The 23,649-nt window shown below is 42.5% G+C and carries 21 protein-coding genes; 6 read left to right on the top strand and 15 right to left on the bottom strand.

All coding sequences use genetic code 11. From position 1 onward, the window contains the following. Positions 1–29: 29 nt before the first annotated feature. The 4 genes from CEF13_RS08765 to CEF13_RS08750 form a co-directional block, all read right to left on the bottom strand. The gene (locus CEF13_RS08765) at positions 30–824 is read right to left on the bottom strand and encodes a Nif3-like dinuclear metal center hexameric protein (protein WP_102710333.1); all 795 of its coding nucleotides are present in this window, start codon (positions 822–824) and stop codon (positions 30–32) included. A 68-nt stretch (positions 825–892) separates the two neighbouring features. Then, positions 893–2,194 (bottom strand): ABC transporter substrate-binding protein, encoded by a 1,302-nt coding sequence (locus CEF13_RS08760; protein ID WP_102710332.1) that lies wholly within the window; start codon positions 2,192–2,194, stop codon positions 893–895. A gap of 97 nt (positions 2,195–2,291) precedes the next feature. Beyond that, positions 2,292–2,501, bottom strand: a complete 210-nt coding sequence (locus CEF13_RS29005; protein ID WP_208414503.1) for a hypothetical protein — start codon at positions 2,499–2,501, stop codon at positions 2,292–2,294. A 35-nt stretch (positions 2,502–2,536) separates the two neighbouring features. Then, entirely contained in the window at positions 2,537–3,571 is a 1,035-nt protein-coding gene (locus CEF13_RS08750; protein ID WP_102716288.1) for an alpha/beta fold hydrolase, read from the bottom strand. Between the two features lie 335 nt (positions 3,572–3,906). Between CEF13_RS08750 and CEF13_RS08745 the strand changes: the two genes are divergently transcribed. Beyond that, positions 3,907–4,554: a transcriptional regulator gene (locus CEF13_RS08745; protein ID WP_102710331.1), complete on the top strand. Its 648-nt coding sequence runs from the start codon at positions 3,907–3,909 to the stop codon at positions 4,552–4,554. Between the two features lie 599 nt (positions 4,555–5,153). After that, complete coding sequence (locus CEF13_RS08740; RefSeq protein WP_102710330.1) at positions 5,154–5,825, top strand: transmembrane-type terpene cyclase; 672 nt, start codon at positions 5,154–5,156, stop codon at positions 5,823–5,825. A 13-nt stretch (positions 5,826–5,838) separates the two neighbouring features. Here the strand turns inward: CEF13_RS08740 and CEF13_RS08735 are convergent, their stop codons facing one another. Together CEF13_RS08735 and CEF13_RS08730 are read right to left on the bottom strand one after the other, a co-directional pair. Next, positions 5,839–6,783 (bottom strand): SDR family NAD(P)-dependent oxidoreductase, encoded by a 945-nt coding sequence (locus CEF13_RS08735; RefSeq protein ID WP_102710329.1) that lies wholly within the window; start codon positions 6,781–6,783, stop codon positions 5,839–5,841. Continuing rightward, positions 6,780–7,394, bottom strand: a complete 615-nt coding sequence (locus CEF13_RS08730) for a TetR/AcrR family transcriptional regulator (RefSeq protein ID WP_102710328.1) — start codon at positions 7,392–7,394, stop codon at positions 6,780–6,782. Before CEF13_RS08730 ends, CEF13_RS08735 begins: the two co-directional genes overlap by 4 nt. Before the next feature lie 187 nt (positions 7,395–7,581). On the opposite strand from CEF13_RS08730, the gene CEF13_RS08725 reads away from it, so the two are divergent. Next, entirely contained in the window at positions 7,582–8,454 is an 873-nt protein-coding gene (locus CEF13_RS08725) for an arylamine N-acetyltransferase family protein (RefSeq protein ID WP_102710327.1), read from the top strand. A gap of 422 nt (positions 8,455–8,876) precedes the next feature. On the opposite strand, the gene CEF13_RS08720 is transcribed toward CEF13_RS08725, so the two are convergent. Further along, positions 8,877–9,764, bottom strand: a complete 888-nt coding sequence (locus tag CEF13_RS08720; protein WP_102710326.1) for a DMT family transporter — start codon at positions 9,762–9,764, stop codon at positions 8,877–8,879. A gap of 341 nt (positions 9,765–10,105) precedes the next feature. On the opposite strand from CEF13_RS08720, the gene CEF13_RS08715 reads away from it, so the two are divergent. From CEF13_RS08715 to CEF13_RS08705, 3 genes are read left to right on the top strand one after another with little or no spacing between them, the layout of a single operon-like run. Beyond that, positions 10,106–10,474, top strand: a complete 369-nt coding sequence (locus tag CEF13_RS08715; RefSeq protein ID WP_102710325.1) for a GntR family transcriptional regulator — start codon at positions 10,106–10,108, stop codon at positions 10,472–10,474. Then, a complete protein-coding gene (locus tag CEF13_RS08710; protein ID WP_208414499.1) occupies positions 10,474–11,370 on the top strand; it encodes an ABC transporter ATP-binding protein in 897 nt (298 codons plus the stop codon). The genes CEF13_RS08715 and CEF13_RS08710 overlap by 1 nt, the downstream gene beginning before the upstream one ends. Further along, positions 11,367–12,050: a hypothetical protein gene (locus CEF13_RS08705; RefSeq protein ID WP_102710323.1), complete on the top strand. Its 684-nt coding sequence runs from the start codon at positions 11,367–11,369 to the stop codon at positions 12,048–12,050. Before CEF13_RS08710 ends, CEF13_RS08705 begins: the two co-directional genes overlap by 4 nt. A gap of 245 nt (positions 12,051–12,295) precedes the next feature. Here CEF13_RS08705 and CEF13_RS08700 read toward each other — a convergent pair whose 3' ends face one another. The 8 genes from CEF13_RS08700 to CEF13_RS08665 all read right to left on the bottom strand — a co-directional run bounded on the left by CEF13_RS08700 (position 12,296) and on the right by CEF13_RS08665 (position 23,487). After that, positions 12,296–14,689 carry an alpha-L-arabinofuranosidase C-terminal domain-containing protein gene (locus CEF13_RS08700; protein ID WP_102710322.1) on the bottom strand — a complete coding sequence of 798 codons (2,394 nt, stop codon included), beginning with the start codon at positions 14,687–14,689 and terminating at the stop codon, positions 12,296–12,298. Between the two features lie 25 nt (positions 14,690–14,714). Next, positions 14,715–15,593: a family 43 glycosylhydrolase gene (locus CEF13_RS08695; RefSeq protein ID WP_166742806.1), complete on the bottom strand. Its 879-nt coding sequence runs from the start codon at positions 15,591–15,593 to the stop codon at positions 14,715–14,717. Then, the gene (locus tag CEF13_RS08690) at positions 15,586–16,530 is read right to left on the bottom strand and encodes a glycoside hydrolase family 43 protein (RefSeq protein ID WP_102710320.1); all 945 of its coding nucleotides are present in this window, start codon (positions 16,528–16,530) and stop codon (positions 15,586–15,588) included. Before CEF13_RS08690 ends, CEF13_RS08695 begins: the two co-directional genes overlap by 8 nt. Positions 16,531–16,548: 18 nt before the next feature. Then, a complete protein-coding gene (locus CEF13_RS08685; RefSeq protein ID WP_102710319.1) occupies positions 16,549–17,469 on the bottom strand; it encodes a carbohydrate ABC transporter permease in 921 nt (306 codons plus the stop codon). A 12-nt stretch (positions 17,470–17,481) separates the two neighbouring features. After that, positions 17,482–18,420 carry an ABC transporter permease gene (locus tag CEF13_RS08680; RefSeq protein ID WP_243864520.1) on the bottom strand — a complete coding sequence of 313 codons (939 nt, stop codon included), beginning with the start codon at positions 18,418–18,420 and terminating at the stop codon, positions 17,482–17,484. A gap of 80 nt (positions 18,421–18,500) precedes the next feature. Continuing rightward, a complete protein-coding gene (locus tag CEF13_RS08675; protein WP_102710317.1) occupies positions 18,501–20,171 on the bottom strand; it encodes an extracellular solute-binding protein in 1,671 nt (556 codons plus the stop codon). A gap of 120 nt (positions 20,172–20,291) precedes the next feature. Continuing rightward, complete coding sequence (locus tag CEF13_RS08670; RefSeq protein WP_102710316.1) at positions 20,292–21,746, bottom strand: response regulator transcription factor; 1,455 nt, start codon at positions 21,744–21,746, stop codon at positions 20,292–20,294. After that, positions 21,739–23,487 carry a sensor histidine kinase gene (locus tag CEF13_RS08665; protein WP_166742805.1) on the bottom strand — a complete coding sequence of 583 codons (1,749 nt, stop codon included), beginning with the start codon at positions 23,485–23,487 and terminating at the stop codon, positions 21,739–21,741. Before CEF13_RS08665 ends, CEF13_RS08670 begins: the two co-directional genes overlap by 8 nt. Positions 23,488–23,649 lie beyond the last annotated feature (162 nt).

The raw sequence follows: 23,649 nt of genomic DNA, 5'->3' as shown, positions 1-23,649 counted from the left end.
GTTCACTTATCTTCATTGATGGATAATCATTAAATGATGTGGAAGCCATGCTTTCCTGAAATAAATTGAACCGGTATGGAAGGAAAGTGAGCCTGTAATGTATTCGCTACATGCTTCATTCCAGGCTCTTCACTTTGAGCATGACCAAGCACCATTAGCGCCTTCTTCCTCCCTTGGTGCACTGCATCCCGCACATATTCCGGAGTTTCCCATTCAGGCCCTTCACCATAAAGGACCATGTCCACATTTTGTTCTTCGAAGAGAGGAATTGACGTTACTCCTCCCCCTCTATAGCCTGCCAGCAACCCGATTCGCGAACAAGGCATCGACCTCTCTCCAATTACTCGGACATATGAAATACCCAGCCGCTGCTTCACGTGCTCAGCTATATCATTTACGGTCATTGTTGGTATCGTTAAAATAGATGCCGTCGGTTGATTTTCAGTAACAAGTAATTCCCACTCTAATTCCTTAATTAAGCCAGTCATAATCCCGTCAGGCTCATACCGATGCAAATAATCATGGAATCTGTATATCGCAATGCCGGATTGTTCAATTAGCTTTTGTTTCTCCTGATATACGGAGTCTTCTCTTTCTAATCCTTTTTTGTCCTGGTGGCTGTAAAATGTTCCCTCGTGAGCAATAATGAGATTTGCTCCTGCACGAATTGCCTGTTCAATCACATCCTGTGTAGCCATGAATGTCGTTATCATACCACTTACTTCTGATTCTGGGTCTCCGGATTCCAGCCCGTCTACTGTATGCTCAAGTCGACTAACAGGTTCCATTAAGGTGTTTAAAACGTCTTTTATGAGTATCATCATAAACTCCTCCTCTCCGATAGAAAACGTAATACCCGGAACAGTTAATGTTCCGGGCTTTTTTCGATTACTTATTTTTCGTAAGCCTTTGCTGCTGTTTGCAATTGCTCGTATGCTTGCTCCGGTGTTATTTTGTTGAAGCTAAGCTGATCTCGTACATACGGCCAATCTTTATCGATATAGTTAGTCCAGCCGCCTGCGCCAGCTGTCCAAGTTTGTCCGTCTGTCTCTGTAGCGCGCAGAAGCTCCAAACCGACTTTATCGACATCGCTCATGCTGGATTGAAGAGCGTCCGCATTATCCTTGTTCACAGGTAATCCACGTGCAGTTTTCAAAATTTGAGCTGCTTCAGGATCATTTACGAACCAGTTAATAAATTTCTTAGCTTCTTCTGCTTTTTTGGAGCTAGCGGAAACTGCTAGATACATAGAAGGTTTAAGCCAGCCACCTGCTTCTACCGAACGAGGCATCGTGACAAGAGCGTAAGCTCCATTCTTTAAGCTGTCCCATGATCCGAAGTTATTGGAGAAACTTAAACGGAATAAAATTTTGCCAGCTACCATTAAATCCATTTGAGGATCAAATTCCTTGTCTGAAGTGTTAATATCAGCCGGAGGAACAATTCCTTCCTTGCGAAGCTCGCCAAACTTCGTAGTCCACTCTAGAAAGCTCTCTTGGTCTACGTTGAATTTGCCGTCACTTGTTATAACCATGCCTTTACCCTTGCTGTATTGAAAAGCGGAATATGCAAAATAATCGCCTGCATAATCTTTCGAGAAATATTGTCCGTCCTGAAGCTTGGCTTTGGATTCCTTAGCTAAAGCAAAGAAATCGTCCCATGACCAACCATTAGAAGGTGCGCCAAGACCGAGCTTCTCAAGCGCGGCTTTGTCGTAAATCATGCCGTAAGCAACGGAACCAAGCGGTACAGCATATTGCTCGCCGCCAGATTGTCCACCAGCTAGCAATTTAGGATCAATTTTACTCAAATCAACTTCAGGCGTCAGAACTGCCAACTGTTTACGAGCAGCCCAGTCCGGAGTCCAGCCCGGATCTAATTGGATCAAATCGGGCGCGTTATTAGCAGCAGCCTGCGTAGACAGCTTGTCCAAATACCCATCCATACCCGAATACTCTGGTTCGAATGTAACATTCGGATTATTTTTTGTGTACAAATCGAGTGCAGCCAATGTTGCCTCATGCCGTTCCTTGGATCCCCACCACATAATCCGCAGTTTAACCGCTTGATCATCTTTTACTGTTGCCGTGTTTGCGGAACTTGAACTATTTTTCTCTCCCCCGCCACATGCAGCCAGCGTCCCTACTAATGCTGCTGCCATCAAGACAGTCAGAGAGCGCTTCCATTTAAACATTAATAACCCCTCCTATTTTTAAACAAGAATATCTTGCTCTGTAATCATATTACCAATTGAGAATGACAGTTTATATAAGAGCAATGCACGATTTGTTTTAAAATAGCCCGAAATTCAAGTTTGAAAGATCCTTCATTAATAACAAAGGAACAAGAATAACGGATGAGATGATAAACCTCAGCTCAGATGCCAAAAAAATCGGAAAGCTTGCAATGACAAGTTTTCCAATGACGACAGAGCTTCCTACAATCGCCATTGCTACAGTTATTTTTAAATAAGCAGCCCTTTTTTCGTTCAGATTAGACACCCTCTCAATCCCAGCTCGATACAAATATAATGGATTTATTGGACTGAAAGCTGATTCCAAGTCGTATTCAACCATTCTGCGAACAATTCTTTCTCCTCAAACTGCGGATAATGAGCGGATTTTTCGAACAGAACAAACTTTTTCACCGGAGCTTCCAGCGCTTCATAATATTCTTTGGCTGCATGTACAGAGGTCATATAATCAAATTTCCCCATAACAAAATAGCAGGGGATATTTATTTTATCGACGATCGTTGTAATATTATGATGGGCCTCCTCTGCCAATAAAACATTCTGCGACACCGAGATTCCTTTTAAAAAGCGAACCACATCCAGCAAATTATACTCGGGATTCAAGAGGAACCCTTTATAATAATCCATATTATCATTTATTAATCTTGCTGCTCCGCCATATTTGCGTACTAGATTTCTAGGTGTAAGCATTTCTCCATTTTCAATCGAACCTCGAAGTTGTTCAAGTTTTTTCACATCTTTTAGGTTGCCTGCTAGCTCTGCTTGGTCTATGGAATACTCCAAACTATCCAGTTCGCTCTTCACATGGTCGGAAACCTGTCCGATTCCTATATAAGCAGCAAATTTGTCTGGTGCTTTAGCAGCGGCTTGCATCCCTATATATGTACCAAATGAATGACCGATTAGCAAAACCTTCTCTTGGTCAAACTTTTCTCTAACATAGTCTGTTAATGCCAGCAAGTCATCTACGAGCAAATCCGTTGATAGATTGGAGTAGTCCTCAGTGAAATGATAGGATTTCCCACTCCCTCGCTGATCATAATGAACAATTGTGAAATGGTTCTCAAGCCATTTCTGGTATTTCCTCACATACGGAATCTCAGAACAGCCTGGGCCGCCATGTACAAAAATTACAATCGGATTGCGCTTATCCGCTCCCCTGATCATCACTTCATGCCCTGTGCCATTGATTTGGATTTGCTTTAATGTGCTTATGCTGTTGTTACCATTAATTCGAGGTGTCCATGTGGGAAAAACTAACCCGACCATAATAAATAGAACAATAGCTATTGTAATGAGCTTCACTATTTTTATCATTCTTCTTTTCAATAGCCCGCTCCTTGATCATATTATTTATCACTTTATTTTACATGATCTTGATAGATACAAATAGCATTTTCTTGTTCTACTGGTTAAGAATCGAGGATGTTTTTGCTCAAAGGAGATTTACGGCTTTGTTGCTTAAGTATGACTCGATAAGGAGGATTCAGTACGTGGTATTTGACTTGAGTGTGACTATTGATGAAATGAGCAGTTGACGTTATACTCACAGCATAGGACGTGAAGAACACGCCGCTTTCATACGACCATTCCCGCAACGGGTTTGATTGTATGAGAGCGGCGTTTTATTTTGTCGGGAGGAGTCGGTTAGAGTGTCTCTATTTGAGCAAAAGTATGACGAATGGTTACAAGCAAATATAGATTCAGAGAAGAATATTAGAAGAAGGGAGTTGCTTCAAAAAGGGCTAGGTCATGGAACGGTCGAATTTCTACGTTCAGTATGGTTTCCCGCTGTTGGTCACTTCGATCATCTGCTGCCCGAATGGGAAGTGCGCGATTTCAACAATGGCTATCGTTATTTGGACCTTGCCTATATGCCAGGTGGCGTTAAAGGAGGGATTGAGATTCAGGGATATGGGCCTCATGCTAGAGATCTTGATGTGAGGCGATTCAAGGACCTCTGCAGGAGACATTGCTTATTGGCGCTTGATGGTTGGATGTTTCTGCCGATAGCCTATCTCTCTGTTACGGATGAACCGCAGCAATGCCAGCAGCTCGTTCTCGCGTTTATCGGGAAGTTCGTCTCGTCGGATGTACCTTCACAGCTAATGTGTCTAGAAGCGGAGACATTAAGATTAGCACGGCGCTTGCTGCGGCCGTTAACCCCTGTGGAGCTTGCGCTCCATCTCAGAGTAAGCGACCGCCATGCTAGACGTATTCTGCATAAGCTGGTTGAACTGCAAATCCTGGAAGTGGCAAATGGGCAGCATCGCTCTCGCACCTTCAAGCTTCGCTCTTAAAGACTGTAGTTTAAGTTGTTTTCGGTGTGCGTAGCATTATTGACAGTGTGCGTTACGGACATAGAAGCCTCTATTTGCTGAATTCGCCGCTAATTTTTCCAGTTACGGACATCAGATCCGTTATTTGCAATAAATGCAGGGATTATCAGCTATTTAGGCTCATATAACGGCTCTGGTGTCCGTTAAACTCCAAAATGCCTCTAAAATTCTGATATAACGGCTCTCATGTCCGTTAGATTGGTGCGAGGCGACTCAACTGGTGGTCGCAAATGGGCATCATCCCTTCGCTAGTTGTCAGCATCGCTCTCGCACCTTCAAGCTTCACCATCCACATTAAACATTGGGAAGATTGCCTAACTTTCAAGCAATTGTCAATTAAGCAGCTCCGCTCTGCCTGACACATCGTTGCGTAATGGACGTTATTTGCCCACTCAGCTGGTCAATTAAATTAGATGCTCAGCGTGAACTTCCGAGCTTCGCAGGGTTTTTGAAATGATATAAACCTATGGTCTACACATAGTGCTGGCTTCATATACATAGACAAGCCTAGTGCATATTCTTGTTGGACTAAATTTATTCGAAAGGATACGATTGCCGCTATGGAACACTTATTACCATTAAAAGTAGAGTTTCTTCTGATGTTTGGGGTAGCCCTATTATGGACTATTGTTTATATTCTCGTTATTTACAAGGGGTTTAAGGATCAAGCCTGCGGAATGCCGCCCGCCTCCATATGCGCAAACATAACGTGGGAATTTCTATTTACGTTTATTATGCCGTTTCATCCCCTTCAGCAAATCGTAACCTTAGTATGGTTTCTGTTAGACTGCATCATTTTGCTCCAATTTCTCTTCTATTCCAAAAGCTTATATCCCAGAAGGACGCTTCTCGCTTCCGTATTCTCCTTGCTTGTTATAGCACTTCTGCTGCATTATGGAATGTCTCTTGAATTTCATGATAAATATGGCATTTATTCAGCCTTTGGCATCAATCTATTGATGTCCATTCTCTTTATAAAAATGCTGCTGACCAAGGAACTCCGAGGCCAATCACTATCTATTGCCTACTACAAAATGGTAGGTACTTTATGTGCCTCCATCCTCTGTTACTCACTCTATCCGCACTCGATTTTATTAATGATCATGTATATTCTGATCTTTATATTGGACGTTGTTTATATCGTGCTGGTCTATGACAAATCAATTAAAACGGTTCACAAATCAACTAATTATAAAAAACAACCATCAATCACTTATTGGATAAATAAATAATAGCTCCCCACATTTATTCGTCAATCAGCGCGGAGCTCAAATTCCACAGTTTTTCAACATTATGAACATCAGTCGCATAGCTCGGATAATAACTCGAACCGAATATGTTCTTCAATTGAGAGAAGCCCTTTTCGTTTACAGAAGGCCGAGTAATTTCTCTCTTATGGTTGAACAGCTGCCCTGTAACAGTTTGGTATTCATCCGAGGTGCAAATATGGAAATAGTTATCAGCCATACCTGTTGGCAATGGGTTGATTAGATTTTGAGCCCATGCCAGCACCTTCCAAAAGGAACTCATTTTTTGAATCGTTTCTTTGGATAGCTTTACACGATTAATTTGGAGAGCATTAACTTTAATTTTTTTCCCTTGGCTTTTAAATTGCTCTGCCATTTTGAAGTTTAACATTAATAACGCCATTTTGGAGTCTCCATACATCTTATAAACGCTAAACTGCCGCTTATCACGCCATTCGCCACGCAAATTATCGAATTCGATCTTCCTCTTCGGATCGAAGAAATGTTTAATGTTGGTTGTGCAAGCGTGAAGTATTCTTGGATCTGACGATTTCTCGAGATGATCCTCCAACAAATAAGTCATCAAATAAGGACCGAATGTGTTCGTTGCAAAAGTCATTTCGATTTGCTGAGGGCTAAGCTTATATTGTTTCTCACCATGGTTTAAATAAGCCGCGTTATGAATCAAAATGTCTAAACGCGGGTATTTCGTTTTGAAATTGGAGCAAAATTGACGGATAGAATCGAATGAAGAAACATCAAGCTCCATCAAATCTACATTTGGATTATTTGAAGATTCAATGATTTCATTTTGTACAACTTTACTAACATTCATATTTCGACAAGCCATAATAATATGATATCCCTCTGACGCAAATTTCTGTGCTGCCGCCTTGCCTATTCCCGAATTTGCTCCTGTAATAATAACGATTTTCTCTTTCATGTTAAGCCTCCCGCTTCTTTATCCTGATTTGATCCTGCCACGTTTCCTGCCTTGCGTATTTGTGCAGCGCCTATAATATCCATGGCCGTGCTATTTAATAGGTGCATCATCTTTTCCTCATCAAATTCGACTGGAAGCAATCCATTGGCTACCATGACACAAAGCCCCGTCTGGAAAATTTTCATTTTTAATAATAGGGTCATGAGTTCCCCTTCTGTTAGTCCCTCGAGATCGGGGTCCCTTCTCATCAGTTCGACCAGGATAGCCATTTCATCATCTTGACTGTTCAAGTATTCGTTTTCCTTCATGACCAGGTCCCGGTACAAAACACTATATTCCTTAGCGAATCGCAAGCTTGCGACACCAATATCATGAAACGGATGACCAGAATTCTGTTCCATTAACAGCTGTTTGCTAATCGCAAAAGTCTTTTGGATCACCTCTTGTACCAATTCATCTACCTCTTTAAAATTTACATAAATCGGAGCAATAGAACTCCCCAGCCTTTCCGCAACCTTTCTGATCGTAATGCCATCAATTCCTTCTGTTCTTGCGATATCGAAAGCTGCATCGATAATTTGTTCCTTAGTGAACTTTGATTTAGGTGCCATTTTGTACTCCTTCAGCGGATGCATTTCATTTGATGCATATCACTTGATATATATCAAATATTATACACTTTTTTTCCGTAAAAGGAACCCTTATTTCAAAAATAATCCAGGTGTATCATTTGGCCGAATCCTCTATAATCATTGCAGATGCTAAACCAAATAAATGACAGAGGTGGCCTAAGCGCAGATGTTGACGAACACGGAGATTAAAGCATATTTAAAACGAATAGGCATTACGGAAATACAGCCTCCCAGCCTCTCTTATCTTTTTGAACTTCATAAAGCACATGTGGAAAATGTTACGTGGCAAACGATCGATATTTTTGCTGGGAGTCCAGCTTCTATTGATGTCAGTGAATCTGTACACCTAATTTCAAACCGTAGAAGCGGTTATTGCTTTCACCTGAACGGTGCGTTCAGCGAGCTTCTTCGTTCTTTAGGCTACAAGGTATCCATGCACAGAGCCGGCGTCCAGCCGCTTAATCAAGAGCCTCGCATCAATTCCTTTCACCTTGGGTTAACAGTCAGCATAACGAATGAAAGGCAAGAAGAAGAAAGATGGATCGTTGATGTTGGATTAGGGGATATGCCATATGCACCACTGCCGCTTCTTGCAGGCGATTATGAACAAGGGCCTTTTACATATAAAGTAGTTGATTCTAATGTAGCCCGAAATGGTTGGCGCCTTGAACACGACCCGCTCGCTTCATTCGTCGGAGTGGATTTCGCCCCTGAGATTGTGGAAAGCATTGAAGCGTTTAAATCTAACCATGAATATTATAGTCGATCTGCGGATTCGCCTTGGATTAACTTATTTCTTATAAGACAGAGGCATGCTGCAGGAAGTAATGAGCTTCGAGGTTGTGTATGGAGCAAACGGGAATTCAGCGGAATAGAGAAGACAGAAATAAACACAAAATCACAGTGGTTTGAAGTATTAGGGGATATATTCAACGAGCATCTAGTGAATTATTCAATACATGAAAAGGATGACTTATGGAATAGAGTACAAAAACAACATGAAGACTGGAAAAAATCAAAAATTGTTTCGTCACAATGATGAGCTGGATTTAGGTACGAATACGCTCCATTAAATCAGGGGGGCTGTTTCAAAAGGTCATAAACCTCGCACTATCTATTCGTATGAGCTCATATCCGCAAGTTTTTTTGGAAATAGAGCTAGTTTCTAGCTCTATTTTTCCGTAAGCAAGCTAAATTGGTGGAATAGAGCTAGTTTTTAGCTCTATTCCGCTCATCTTTTATCATATGAGCTCTTTTTTGCTCATTTTCTTGGAAATAGAGCTAATTTTTAGCTCTATTTCCCCAAAAATATGCTAAGTCAGTGGAATAGAGCTAGTTTCTAGCTCTATTCCACTAAAACTTATCAGATTTTTGTTAAATACGGGGGATGTCTCAGATCTTTGGCTATTTGAGGCATCCCCTTTCCGTTTGCCGCCTTCTGTACATTCAGCCTGAACAGTATTACGATCCGTTTACCTGTACCGCTTTTTTACGTTGATACGTGGATAAGATTACTCCGCCTACAATAAACAGGGAGCCTAATATTTCTACTCCAGCGATCGGCTTGAATAGTAATAGCAATCCCATAATCATGGCTACAAAAGGCTCTAAATTAGAAAGCATGGATGCCTTTGAAGCATCAACATGTCGGATGTTGCTATTCCAAATAAGTGCCGCTATACCGTGTACAACAACCGCAGTTCCGATTAAGAGAGCCCAATGGGAAATATCAGTGCTTATTCGTATGGATTTGTCTAGTGAAAAAGCAGCTGGAATCGACACCGTAAATCCAACTACATTTGAATACAAAGTAATCGTGAGCGGATCCATTCTTTGTGAGAGCACCCTGGTCATAATAATCATGATGGCGAATGTAATCATTGTCACAACAATCCACATTAGTCCTTTATCAACTTGGATAGAGGAAAAGCTCCCTTTTGCCACAACGAAATAAATACCTATAATGGCCACTAGAGATCCTAACAGCATACGTACCGTCAATTTTTCTTTCAAGAAAACAGCTGCTAAGAAACCCGTTAATATAGGTGTTGTCGCCAAAATTAACGCAGACGTCGTCGGATCGGCAGTTTGTAAGCCCGCAAAAAAGGACCATTGGTTTATAAACACGCCAATAACTCCAAGCAATAAAATGAAAAGGAAATCTGTTTTGTTTATTTTTTTGAAATTTTTCTTATAAGACGACAATCCAGCTAAAAAGATGACAATAAATAAAAGTCTCAGTGATGTTAACAGGGATGGTGAGAAATGCTGAACTAATATTTTTCCAAACACAAAATTACTGCCCCATACCACTACACAAAAAGTAAGCCAAGCATAAGCTTTCAGCATCTAACCATTTCCTCCTATAAAATCAAACGTATTACTGTCTTACAGCTTGAAAAACGCAAAAAAAAAGACCGCCCTTGCACCAAGGTCGCGGTCTATGATTGATCGTATAACCAAAGCTTCTTAGGTGTTTAATACTACATTATAACGGTATGTCACTAAACATGCAAAAAAGGTGATTCCAGTAAATCATTTTACTGGGAATAAAATACCATAAATAGGCTCGCATATAATCATTTTTTTGACACTGCCTCCACAAAAGATTTGAAACCATTGACAAACCAGTGCATTGGATATATGGTTAATTACATAACTAACTAACCAATGAACATGGTGGTGATAACATGGGACTTTTAATTGACGACAATCGGCCAATATTTATGCAAATTGCTGAACGAATAGAAAACGACATTATCGAAGAAGGGCTGCTTGAGGAATCGCAGGTCCCTTCAACCAATCAGTTTGCCGTTTTCTATCAGATCAATCCGGCAACGGCTGCGAAAGGCGTTAATTTACTCGTTGACCAAGGAATATTGTACAAAAAGCGAGGAATCGGTATGTTTGTGGCTGCAGGAGCGCGCGCGATATTGATGGAAAAGAGAAAAGAACAGTTTTATGAACAGTATGTCGTAACCATGATGCGTGAAGCAGACAAATTAGGAATTACGTCGGAGCAATTGACGGATATGATTCGGAGAGGGGCTAAAGAATAATGAGCACAGTTGTTGAGTTTAATAAAATTACCAAATCGTACGGAAACGTAACAGCGGTCAACGATATCAGTTTTTCTTTGGATGCGAACAAAATATACGGATTGCTCGGCAGAAACGGTGCGGGGAAAACGACCATTATGCATATGATCACTGCACAATTGTTTGCTACAAGCGGCAAGTTGAAGGTGTTTGGGGAACATCCCTATGAGAATAACCGTGTGCTGACTCAGATCTGTTTCATTAAGGAAAGCCAGAAGTATCCGGACACATTCCGAATTATCGACGTGCTGGAAGTATCAGCATCACTATTCTCGAATTGGGATCGAGATTTTGCCTTCTCTTTAATTAACGACTTTAATCTGCCATTAAAAAGAAGATTAAAGAAGCTGTCCCGAGGAATGCTCTCTGCTGTCGGAATTGTTATCGGTCTCGCAAGCCGTGCTCCGCTGACCATATTCGACGAGCCCTATTTGGGACTTGACGCCGTGTCCAGAAGCTTGTTCTACAATCGTTTGATCGAGGATTACTCCGAACATCCGCGGACCGTTGTATTGTCTACCCATTTGATTGATGAGGTGAGTCAGCTCTTGGAGCATGTGCTTGTTATCGACAATGGCAGGCTGCTTATCAATGAGGATGCTGAAGCACTCCGCGGGCAGGCAATTACAATTGTAGGTCCATCTTCAAAGGTCGAGGATTTCATCTCAGGGAGAAATGTTATTTCTCGCGAGCCGTTCGGCAGCTTAGTATCCGCTACCGTTATGGGCAATTTGGAGCAAAAGGATCGATTACATGCTGAAATGCTCGGACTGGAGATTGCTCCTGTGTCTTTACAGCAGCTGATCATCCATCTTACAAATGGAAAATCTGCAAGAAAGGAAGTGACCATGCATTGAACCGTATAGCAGGCGTGTTGAGAATGCACTACAGGATCAAAGGGCTATGGGTTTTCATGCCTTGGATCATTTTGCTGCCCAGTTTCCTTATTAATATCGCCATCGCTTATTTTGTCGACGAACCGATCTATACTGGCGGTATAGCATCTATTTTCTTTTTCATGCTTTTCGTTGGCATCATTTCTTTAGTACAGACGTTTCCTTTCGCACTGGGCCTTAGTGTACGAAGAACGGATTACTTCTGGGGAACAGCAATAATGGCTGCTATTATAAGCACCGCCTCCAGTATCGCACTTTTCCTACTGTCATTCATTGAAAGCAAGACGACAGATGGATGGGGTCTTAAATTGCATTATTTTCACCTGCCGTATGTGAATGATGGAACAGCCATCGAACAGGTGTGGATCTATATGATGGCTATGATGCATTTGTTTTTTCTAGGTTTTCTCACATCCAGCATATTCAGGCGGTTTGGACGGAGCGGTATGTATATTTTGACCGCTGTTGGGCTCGTGATCTGCAGCATATGTGGTTTTATGATCACGTATAACCAATGGTGGGGCAGCATTTTTAATTGGTTCGCAAGTCACACCGCTTTCGGGCTTGCTTTATGGACAATGCCTTTGACTGCCATATACGCGGTTTTATCATTCTTGATGCTGCGGAAATCGACCGTTTAAAGCGCTGCTCGGTGAATCGTGAACAGAGAGAGCTCGTATCTGCTACTTTTTTGGAGAAATAGAGCTAATTTTCAGCTCTATTTCTCCAAAAGTAAGCTAGATTTGTGGAATAGAGCTAGTTTATAGCTCTATTCCGCCAGTAGTTATCGAAGTTTTACGAAGAGGTATCCCTCAGGTCTTTGAGCTTTGAACTGTACCCTTTTTTGTAGAAATACTTGATGGACTCTCAGAGATTCGATCTAAATTCAACCGCTTCGCTTTATCCTGAATACAGTAACGGAGTGCTTGGGAAAATCATAAACAATCCGATGACCATCTATAGCCATCGATTTTTCCTTTGGTACAATCCGATCAGGCTTCTCAAAGCTATTCTCATCTTCAAGGGCGTGGCCAGACAGCTCAAATATATCTGCTTCATACGACGAGTTAGGCAATTCCATGAATTCTATCTTAGCGCTAACTCTCCGTTCCTGCAGGTTAACGGCCTTGACAATAATGTCGCCAGTCTTATCTTCAACGCTGGCGGAGTAATAGAGCGGCTCAATAACAGCCAGCTTATCCTCTGTATCATGTATCAGGCCCCCGTTAATAAAAGCGCGAATCCGTCTTCCCGATACTTCGAGCTCCAGCTCATACTGGATCCCCGATTCCACGGTAAACAAGCTTTGCGTCAAGCATGAATTTCGCCCGTTTATTCGGGAGCTGATCATGGAATCCTGGTTTTGCCAACCGCCAATCTCCCAAAACAACTGATTGTTTTCATCATCTTTCCCAAAGTAAACGACGAAACCTCTTGGACCGCTTATTTTTGTTGCCTTTACATACAAAGTATAGTTTGCCCATCCGGTTTCACCCAGCGGCGTCGACCGTTTTGCCGTTCCGTTCAAGCGTTCTTCATCGGAATCGGATAGGCTCGCGGACCATCCATCAAAGGCTATGACTTCGCCCGTATCGTTATTTACGAGTTTGGCATCCGAATAGTGGACGGAACTAGCGTCTGTTGCTAATACAAAAGCGCCTTTGATTGGTACTGGCGCCTGCTTGGGGCTCCGTGAGAATCCGTTTGCTTCGACACTTAATAGCTGATCGCCTTGATGATGCATGAACATCTGCTGCACATAATAGTTCGGCGTACCGAAAACCGCATGATTGTTGAACCAAATGAGATCCGGCTTCCAGTTCACATAATCGACGTTGCAGAGCATCGGCGCATAGCAGGCGAGTCCCACTGCATGAGCATTTCTTTCCAAGCCTGTCATAAAAGCCGCTTCTGCGAGTGCATTATAGTACGTATTGCCCCAAGATGCATATTCCCCCAAAAACACTTTTGGTTCGTCGGCTTTGAAATGGTCGTAGCGGTCATAGTTCGCCAGAAACCATTCTGGCGATTGGTAATAATGCTCGTCTACGAAATCCGAATGGTTCTCCTTGGCTGATTGCCAGCCTCGCTCGTATTCTCCGCCTGCAGCGAACGGACCGCTCGAATTAATGATTTTCATATCCGGATATTTCGCCTTGATCGCTCTGTGGAAATAAGTATATCTCTCGAAAAACGGCTCGCCCACTTCTTCGTTTCCGATGCCGATATACTCCAGGCCGAACGGTTCTGGATGGCCCAATTCGGTACGTACCGATCCCCATTTGGTTGAACAATCGCCGTTAGCAAACTCAATTAAATCGAGCGCATCCTCTATCCATGGCGATAGCTCCTGAATAGGAACGATTCGCTTATGATGGGGATCATAGCCGCCCGGCAGAATCGGGATCGGTTTTGCTCCGATATCCTCGCAGAAGAGAAAATATTCATAATAACCTAAGCCAAGCGTCTGATTGTACCGCCAATTGTTTCGCCGTGCGGGTCTTTGCTCGATTGGGCCAATTGTATTTTTCCATCGATACATCGAGTTTCGGTCATCCGGATTCAACGAACCGTCATGTACCAAGCAACCGCCAGGAAAGCGCATGAATTTGGGTTTTAAGTCAGCAAGAAGTGTTGCGATATCTTCCCTCATCCCGTTAGGACGCGCTCGAAAAGTTTGGGTGGGGAACAAGGAAACCATATCGAGATAAAGCTTCCCCGAGCCGCAAGTTAGGATCGTTAGCCGGCTGCTATAATCCGTTTCATTCGCGACAATGACCGCCTCGTACTTGGTCCAATCAGCAGAGTCAACTATAACGGCTGCTTCGCCATATACGATTCCATCCTTACTTTCTATCGCAATTTGTACCGGCTCTTGAAAGCTCGAATTGCGTTTTGCATAGAAGAACAATTTATAAGCTTCCCCTTTGTGTATAGGAATGCCCGAATTGAAACCCGTGTTTAGTATTCCTACGCCATCGCCTTCCGACAAAATCTCAATAACAGCATAGTGTTTGTTTCGTTCATTCATAGGCAGCTTGTCTTCAATCGTCAATTCGCCTTTCCCTTGGCCGCGTTCGACTTTCTCCCAAGCCGTCAAAGCGTGAAAGTCAGGATGGTCGATCGGATCGAATTCGAAGGAACGGTTGCGAATAAGCTCCGCATAGAGTCCGCCATCAGCCGCATGATTCAAATCCTCGAAAAATATGCCGAATAAGTCTCCCAAAGCTGCGCCTCTACGCTGTGTATGAATTCTAAGTGTTCCATGGAATTCATTCATAATGCTTGTCTCCTCCTGCCTCTGCTTATTTCCAGCGATCAACGTCTACGATCGGTTTATTCTCAATAAACTCGATTCTACTGATGCATGTTTCTCGCAGCACCGTTGTTGCTGGATCGATCAGACGATGATAACAAAGGTACCAATCCCCTTGATATTCCGCCATTGATGCATGGCCCGTCCCAAAATACGTTTCTGAGGCTTGCGTCACGCGGTTATCCTCAGGCATTTGATACGGCCCGTAGATATGATTACTAGTTGCAAAACAAATCTGGTATCTCGGGTCGCGCGTATCGTAGTTGCTCCACGTAAGCAGGTAAGTCCCGTTGATTTTCTGCATATGCGGTCCTTCATTATAAACACTGGTATCGAATATGTTAGAATCTTTGCCCCTGTTTGCATATAACTGCTCGGATAACTGTAAGGGCTTCGATTTGAAGGAAACCATATCATCATTGAGTGGTGCGATCCAGCATTTCCCTTGTCCCCATAGGAGGTATGGCTGACCATCCTCGTCCACGAACAAGTCCGCGTCAATGCTTTGGCAATCATATTCATTCTTGGTGAGTAACGGCTTACCAAGCAGATCCTTGAACGGTCCAAGCGGTGAATCGGAGACGGCGACTCCGATTTGAGCCTCCGCAGAAAAGTACATATAATACTTATTCTTATATTTATTAACTCCCGGAGCCCAGGCACATGTTTTCGCCCAGCCGACATCGTTCAGATCCAATGCCAAATAAGACCCGTCCCAATTCACCAAATCTTTGCTGTGAAACACATGAAATTTCTCATACTGCCATCCTTGGCTGTCTTTCGTTGGATACAGATAATAATCGTCCCCGTCCTTCAACAAATATGGGTCCGCCCATTCACCGATTATTGTTGGGCTTTGCTTATTCATTTGCATCAACCTCTCCTCCATATCGTTCGAGCAACCTTTCATATTCGGAAATGGTAACTGGTATGACCGAGCCGTGTCGTGGGCATGGCGGCAAGTCATACTGCGCTGGCAATGACCAGACACCGGAACTCAGATCCGTCGTTTCAAGAGGAATATAACCCCGGAGACCATATTCATCGATAAATAAATACCACTTCTCTTCCGTATTTGATTTGAATATGATCGGCCCTTCGCCTCGGACCATAAACGGCTGCTCTACGGTGCTATTAATTAAAGTGTAGCTCGGATCCAAGAAGGAAACACCCGCTTCCTGCATGACGTTATGGCCTTTGTTGATCCGATAAATGGTCCCGCGATCCTCAATCATGGTCGTATCGATAACCGAATAACCATAATCCATGTAGACGGCGGGCTTGCTGAACGAAATAAAATCCTGCGTTTGGGCGTACATCATCCGATGGTAACTTGTCGTATCTCCACCCGTATTTTCGCCTTCAAGCATAGAAGCCCAGAATATGTTGTATACCCCTTCATCATGATCGTAAAAAACTTCGGGAGCCCAAGCACAACCCGCTCCTGCTGGCGCGACTTCTACCATCGCCTGGTCGGACCAATGAATGAGGTCCTCCGACCTCCAAACCATAATCGAGCGGCTGCCCGCCGAAACAGCTCGACTCCAATCGCCGCTGCCATGTATCTTCAGATCCGTCGCAATTAAATAAAACGAATCTCCATGCGGTGAACGAACCAAATAGGGGTCACGCACACCACACTCACCTAGCTGGGAAGTAAGAATCGGACGTCCGCCGTTCAGTTCATGCCAAGCGAGCGCGTCATTGCCTCGGCTTAGTGCCATATACACCTGCTCACCATCCTCAAAGCCTTCTCCTTTGAAATAGGCAAATAAATATCCAGCGTATTGTTCTTGATTGCTCATAATTTCTCCTGCCCCTCCTTATCCTTTCACTGACCCTACTAATACACCTTTAACAAAGAAACGCTGCGCAAAAGGATACATGATAATCATAGGAAGCGAAGCGATGACCATTGCCGCCAGCTCAATCGTCTGGGCTGTTACAGCTCCTTGTCCCTTCGTATTATTCAATAACGATGCCACCGCAAGATTAGAGCCCTGCAAGCTCATCATATTTTCAACAGCCCGATTGGATTGAATCAGCCTCAGAATCATATACTGCAGTGTCTGCAAATGGTTCGATTGCGTAAAGTAAAGGGTCGTACCGTAATCATTCCAGATATTGACTGCTGTAAATACGGCCAGTGCAGCAAGCACCGGCTTCGAGAGAGGAACGACGATCTGCAGAAAAATTCTAAATTCGCTTGCTCCATCCATCTTGGCCGACTCGAACAGCGCATCGGGAATCGCCTTATAGTTTGCATTGAAAATAATGACATTCCAGAAGCCGCCGAAGAGTGAAGGAAGAATATATACAAGATAATGGTCATACAATCCCAGCCAATTCATGAGCATAAAGGAAGGTATGATACCTCCGCTGAAATACATGCTGGCGAATCCGATTACGATATAGAACTTCTTTCCCTTCAGATATGAACGAGAAAAAGCATAGGCGAACATCGCTGTATACAGGATGGAAACCGAGGTTACGATTAACGTTCGCGAAGCCGTAATCCAGAGTGCTTTGAGCATGCCTGCATCCGAAAGCACAGCGTTCCAGCTGCCCCAAGTAAATTCCCTCGGCCAAAGAAATATCGGACCTCTTGCCAAATCCGCCCCGCTGTTCAATGAACCGATCAATGAAAACCAAAAAGGATATAATGTCACAATCATCAGAATGATCATGATCGAGAAGGTTGATAGATTAAATACGCGTTCTCCTAGGCTTTTCCCTCCAACCATGTAGACCTCTCCTCAGAACAAACCTGTTTTTGTTATTTTTTTCGATAGCGCATTTGCGCCGATTAGAAGCATTAGCGCAAATACCGTTTTTAACAGTCCGATCGCCGTTGCGGATGCAAACTGGAATTGAAGCAATCCTGTTTGATACACGAACGTATCGATTACTTGGCTTGTCGGCAAATTCAATGAATTTTGCAATACGTAAATTTGCGTAAAATTATTATTCAGCATGCCGCTTACGGCAAATATGATCAACACCATCAGTGTCGGCATTATTCCCGGAATAGTAATATTGATCATGCGCTTGAAGCGCCCAGCCCCGTCAATCGCTGCCGCTTCATATAGGCTTTGATCTACGCCGGCCATCGCTGCTAAATAAAGAATGGCGCCCCAGCCTATATCCTTCAGCAATCCTGTACCTATTGCGACTCCCCAAAAATATTTGGGATCAGCCAAAAACTGAATCGGCTTGTCGATGAGGTGAAATTCCAAAAGCAGAAAGTTAACAATTCCAGTCGAATTGAGCAGCGTTATAAATAACCCGCCAAAAATAACCCATGAAAGAAAATGCGGGAGATAAGTCACGGTCTGGACTAGCGATTTGAATTTGGGATGCTTGATTTCGTTTAACAATAAAGCGAACACTATTGTAATCGGAATGGCTACCAACGCCCCTAAGAGGTTGATTCCAAGTGTATTTCTAACCATTGGCCAAAACTGAAAATTTTGAAATACTCGAATAAAGTGTTGAAAATCATTCCACCCGCTTGTAAATATTCCTTGAACCCCCATAATAGGCTCATAGTTTTTAAAGGCAATCAATAAACCGAATAAAGGCGTGAAATCAAATAAAAAAATAAGAAGCACAGCGGGCCAGAGCATCACCTTAAGCTCAAACTGTGTTCTGAAATCATATCCGAGCCTGAATCCTTTTTGTTTTCTCGGCGCCATCATTTTTCCTCCATTCTTACACTGCCAGTGCCAAAGGCGTTCTAGACGCACTTTGGCACCTTTTTCATTCTAGGATGCGATTAGGAATTAATTCCCTTGACGCTGATACCGTATTCTTTGTTTTTATCTTGAACGTATTTGTTTCTTTCCTTGTCGAGATTTTCGATACCCAGCTTTTTCAATTGTACGATCATATCGTCATACAGTTTGCTGAACTCACCATCATTTTTGGCCATGATAATTTTCGCAATTTGTGCTTCCTTATACGTTTTGATTTGAAGCTCGTCATTAGCCAGATTGCTGCTAGCAGGGAATAAATCAGCCGGCAGGTTAAAGGAAGCGCTGTCGAAAATTTTAGTTTCCTGCGACTTTCCGTAAGCAGCCTGCACTCGGTTTGCCGTAACCGCTTCTAAATCCGTATCCTCAGTTGGGGCTTGCTGTATACTATACGAGAAAGTTGTATGATGAAATGGCCAAAATGCACTTAAACCAGTTGTCATATATTCAGCAGCATCCTTAAGCCCCTGCTCAGTCTTAATCAGATGGCCTTCGCCGTCGAAGTTGTAATGAATGCCTTCAAACCCGTAAATATGAAGCAGCATGCCTTCCTTGCTCGTCATAAAGCTGATCCATTTGGCAAGCTTTTCAGGCTGTTTGGTCGTCTTCGAAATAAAGGTCTTCATCCAGCCGCCACCAGCCCTTTTATCTTTGGCTAATACGGGAGTTGTTCCTGTTTCCGACAAGACCGGTCCCGAGGAAGTCCAATAATCGTTCAGTTGGAAAGATGTATTTGCGGTATTACCAATGAAAGTAAATACTCGGCCGGATGCGATATCCGCCTTTACCGCAGCATTATCGACCGTCATTTGTCCCGGTTCGAAATATTCCCCTTGCTGTGCTTTATAGAGGAATTGCAGCGCTTCTTTCGTTTCAGGAGCTAATAGTTTATCTCGGAAATTTCCATCCTTGTCAACTGGCATTGCGCCAAACGTATCTTGAAGGAATCCTAATGTAGGATCTTGAAATCCTTTTCCATCCACTAAAAGAGGGATGACAGGAGCCCCATCTACCGTCAAATCCTTCATCTTCTTGTATGCCTCGAGGAGCCCAGACTCAGATTTAATATCATCTATCGTCAGACCAGCCTCTTTCAACAGATTTCCGTTGACCAGAATGCCGTTATTAGATCCGTAATCAACAAGATCAATGTAAAATTGTCCCGATGGAGGATACACAGCTCTTGCATCTTCTGAGTTGATATGGCTAGGATATGCGTAGAATCCGCCATCCCGGCTAATAATGGTTTCTTTCACGTCAGCTGGGAAGTCTGTCAACAGATGTGAATCCGGATCATATTTCTTCAGAAACTCTTCCAAATCCCAAACCTTGCCTGCTTCTATCAGCTTCTTGATGAGCACGTCATTCGTAACGGTCACAACATCAGGAAAGTTATCGCCGGATACGAGCATTAGATTCAGCTTCGTGTCGCCGTCTTGAGCAGGAATATTAAACTCGAACGTTAACCCTGTTTTTTCCGTTATCGCGCCTTGCACCGTATTCGGATCCGTACTCCACGTAGCAGGCGGATTCCAGAAATCTACCGTTGAGAACCAAACAGCCTTTGACTGAGTTTGAGTTCCACTGTTTTCACCAGTAACTTTGTTAACGTTTTCAGTATTTCCGTTGGAACTGCAGCCCGCGAATAGCAACGAGAACACCAACAATACTAGCGCTGTGTATTTCCCTTTCATGATTGAAAAAAACCTCCCTTTATTGAAATCTATTTGTCTGAACTTCTACATCATATCTTTCCCGCTTGATCCGGCACATGTTCCCATTTTTTTATTTTGGTGTTTCGTTCGTAACAACCGCTAAAGCTTACGATACTTGCTCGGCGTAATTCCGAAATGTTTTTTGAATAGCTTATTGAAATGAAAATAATCCTTATAACCGACTCGCTGAACAATATCATGGACGGATAGCGATGGATCGTTTAATAAATCTTTGGCCATGCCTAATCGTTTGTTCATGATATAGTCCGAATACGTTGCTCCCGTCTCTTTCTTGATCAATGTACTCAAATATCCGATACTCATATTGAAATTTTTGGCAATCGAGCTCAGTAAAATATCCTCAGTATAGCGGCTATTTATATAATCAATAATTTTCTCCACTTGAACATTGTGGATCTGCACCTCTTCCTCGGTTAACAGCTCAAAAAAAGATTTAAGCCGATGGAAGAGCTGTTCAATCGTACTGAAGTACCGAATAATCTGCTCATAATGAAGATGCTCGATTTCGAGGCTCCGATTAGAATTCCCGTAATATTTGTAAATAGCAGAAACAATCTGGTTGTAAATCATTGAAATTTGATCGATATTTAAGCTCTGCTCCTTGCAATACTCGCAAATCAAATCCAGCATGCTTTCAATTTGCTCGCGAGCCTGTTCTTTAATGGATAGCTCCAAATGAATGATCTTCTTTCGTAACGCAGGAGAAAGCTCCTGCAGCTTATACGACATCACCTTATCTCCTTGATGAAAGGCTGTGCTGCACATTGCAATATCGGATTCCTGATAAAGCTTAGCAATTGGAGTCGAAAATAAGCCGATGCTGCTAATACCCGTGTGCTGCGCATCGGATAAATAATCCGTGATGTAATTCAAAAATTGCAAAGGAGACTTGCTTTCGTCGTAGCTTAATATGATCGATACTTTATGCAGCCCTGTACGGAGCCTAATAACATCTATGCCTTTCGTCCGAATCATCCCTTCTTTGAATAGCGGAGCTATCGGAGAGGAATATAAACTACATAGAAACCGAAAATGTGGATATTCCGACTCAATCCCTTTATTGGACAAGTAATTGCCGACTGTAATAGTGTTATCCGGTTCCAGCCATTCGAACAAATCGTCAAGCATGACTTCAAATTCATTAGCTGCTAGCTGCTTGTTTTGCAAATCATCCTTTAACCGCAATACCGTTTCCGTAAGCTTGTTCTTGTCAACCTGCTTTAATAAATAATCGTAAGCGCCAAGCCTCAATGCTTTTTGCGCGTATTCAAATTCAGCATATCCGCTAATAAGAATAACCTTGGAATCCAGCTGCTTTTCTTTCATTTTTTCCAATAATTGAATACCGTCCAACCCGGGCATCCTAATATCAGAAATGATGAGTTCTGGTTGTTTGTCGATGATAATCTCCAAAGCGGTAAGACCGTCATGCACTTCTCCGATTATTTGGAAGCCAAGGCTCTCCCAGTTAATTAAATTCGCAATGCCATAAGCTACCCATGGCTCGTCGTCAACAATCAGTACGTTATACATGCAAATCCTCCGTTTCCAACAGTTGTTTATCAGACGAGAAGGTGATGCTCACCGTTGTCCCCACATTCAATGTGCTGTCAATCGTCATTTCTGCCTGATCCCCATAAAAAAGCTTGATTCTGCGGTATATATTAGCAAGTCCGATGCCTTTGTCTCCGATGTTCGTCATGAAACCCGGAGCCTCGTATTGGTGCAGGCATGCTTGCAGTACGCTCAATCGATGCTCATCCATTCCGCATCCGTTGTCCATAATGGAAAACCGAATTTGATTATGACCAATTTTTCTAATTTGTACGGTAACCATTCCTGGTTCGATCTTCTTCTCTAAACCGTGGAAAACCGCGTTTTCCACGATCGGCTGCAGCAGCATTTTTAACGTTTTTTCCGAATATAACGATTCATCCGCTTGCACAGCAATCTGTATTTTTCCTCTAAACCGGAAATCGATAATAGTCGCATATTCCTTGAGATGGACGATTTCATCGTAGACGGACACTATGTTTTCGCCCTTTACTGAATATCGAAACATATTCGATAACGAGGCCGATATATCGGCAATGTCCTCTGCCTTATAGTAGAAGGCCATAGCGCGTATGCATTCCAATGTGTTATACAAGAAATGCGGATTGATTTGGTTGCGATAAGCCGAAATCTCCATTTGCTTTTTCACGATTTCAGTCTCGTACATTTGCTTTTGGGCAATTTGAACATCGCTGCCTAATCTATCAATCTCATCTAGCATTTTGTTCAGGTTATCAGCGAGCACCCCGATTTCATTATGGTAGACAACATTGAAACGGCTTCGGCCCCCGTTTTTCGTATAAGTCCGAATAAAATCCATTAAAGCCTTTATCGGTTTTAGAATGCGTCCGTAAAATATTAATAAAAATACACAAAAAATCGAAAAAATGATTACATAGGTGGCAACATTCAATCGCTTTATTATATCCAAATCCTGAAGGAGCTCGTTTTTGGGTATTACGCTAATAATCTTCCAACCGGTACAGGATAATGTAATTTCTTGCACAATATATCGCTTATCATCGCGCAAATTATCTGCATTAAATTTCTCTAAACCGCTTTCAATATCAGAGTTTGCTATCACCTTATCGTTGTGATCGACAAGCATTAATCTGGAATGCGGCGTTATCTTGGATTTTTTCAACATGCTGTCGAAGTTAGAGACGTCCATAATAAATAAGCACATGCCGCGGTAGTCTCTTAACAAATAGTTGTTTTGCAGATTGTATACCGGTACGGCAATCGTATAATAGGACCCGTTCATCTTGTCTGAGAATATGCCCGAATACTCTATTTCTGAAACTTGACGTTTCACGGTCGGTTCAATCGCTTTCCCTACACTTGCAACCATTTTGCCTTCTGTATCATAAATTCGTATGCCTCTCATATTTTCTTTCAACGCAAGCGTACTTGAGAATTGAGCAGCTATTTCTTGGTTCATAAGAATCCGCGATAAAATCTCATTCGTGCCCAAATAGGATTGAATCGTGGGACTGTAGAGGAGAGAATACGAAATTCCGTCCATATCCTTATAGAAGCTCTCCATTGTTTCTTCCACTTGAAGTAAAATTTTCGTTGTCGATTCTGTTACCTTTTTCTCAACTATGCTCTTTGCAATCGAATTGGAAACGATAAAGGAAATTAAAAGTATAATCAGCATAATGTACAGCAAATATAAAATTTGCTTTATCAGACTTATCTTTCGAATACGCTTTAACACTATGATCCCCCTTATGGAATAAGCCATATTTTGTATTGTTGTTGCTGATTGAATTAATGGATATATTAACTATCGCTCACCCGCATTAATTCAATTCTAATATTAAAAGCGAATAATCAAAATCACAACCCGAATTTTACACCAACAGCAAATTATTTACTT

Origin of the sequence: Paenibacillus castaneae, from assembly GCF_002884445.1 — a bacterium.
Classification (GTDB): domain Bacteria; phylum Bacillota; class Bacilli; order Paenibacillales; family Paenibacillaceae; genus Pristimantibacillus; species Pristimantibacillus castaneae.
This window is presented reverse-complemented; position numbering and strand designations above follow the sequence as displayed.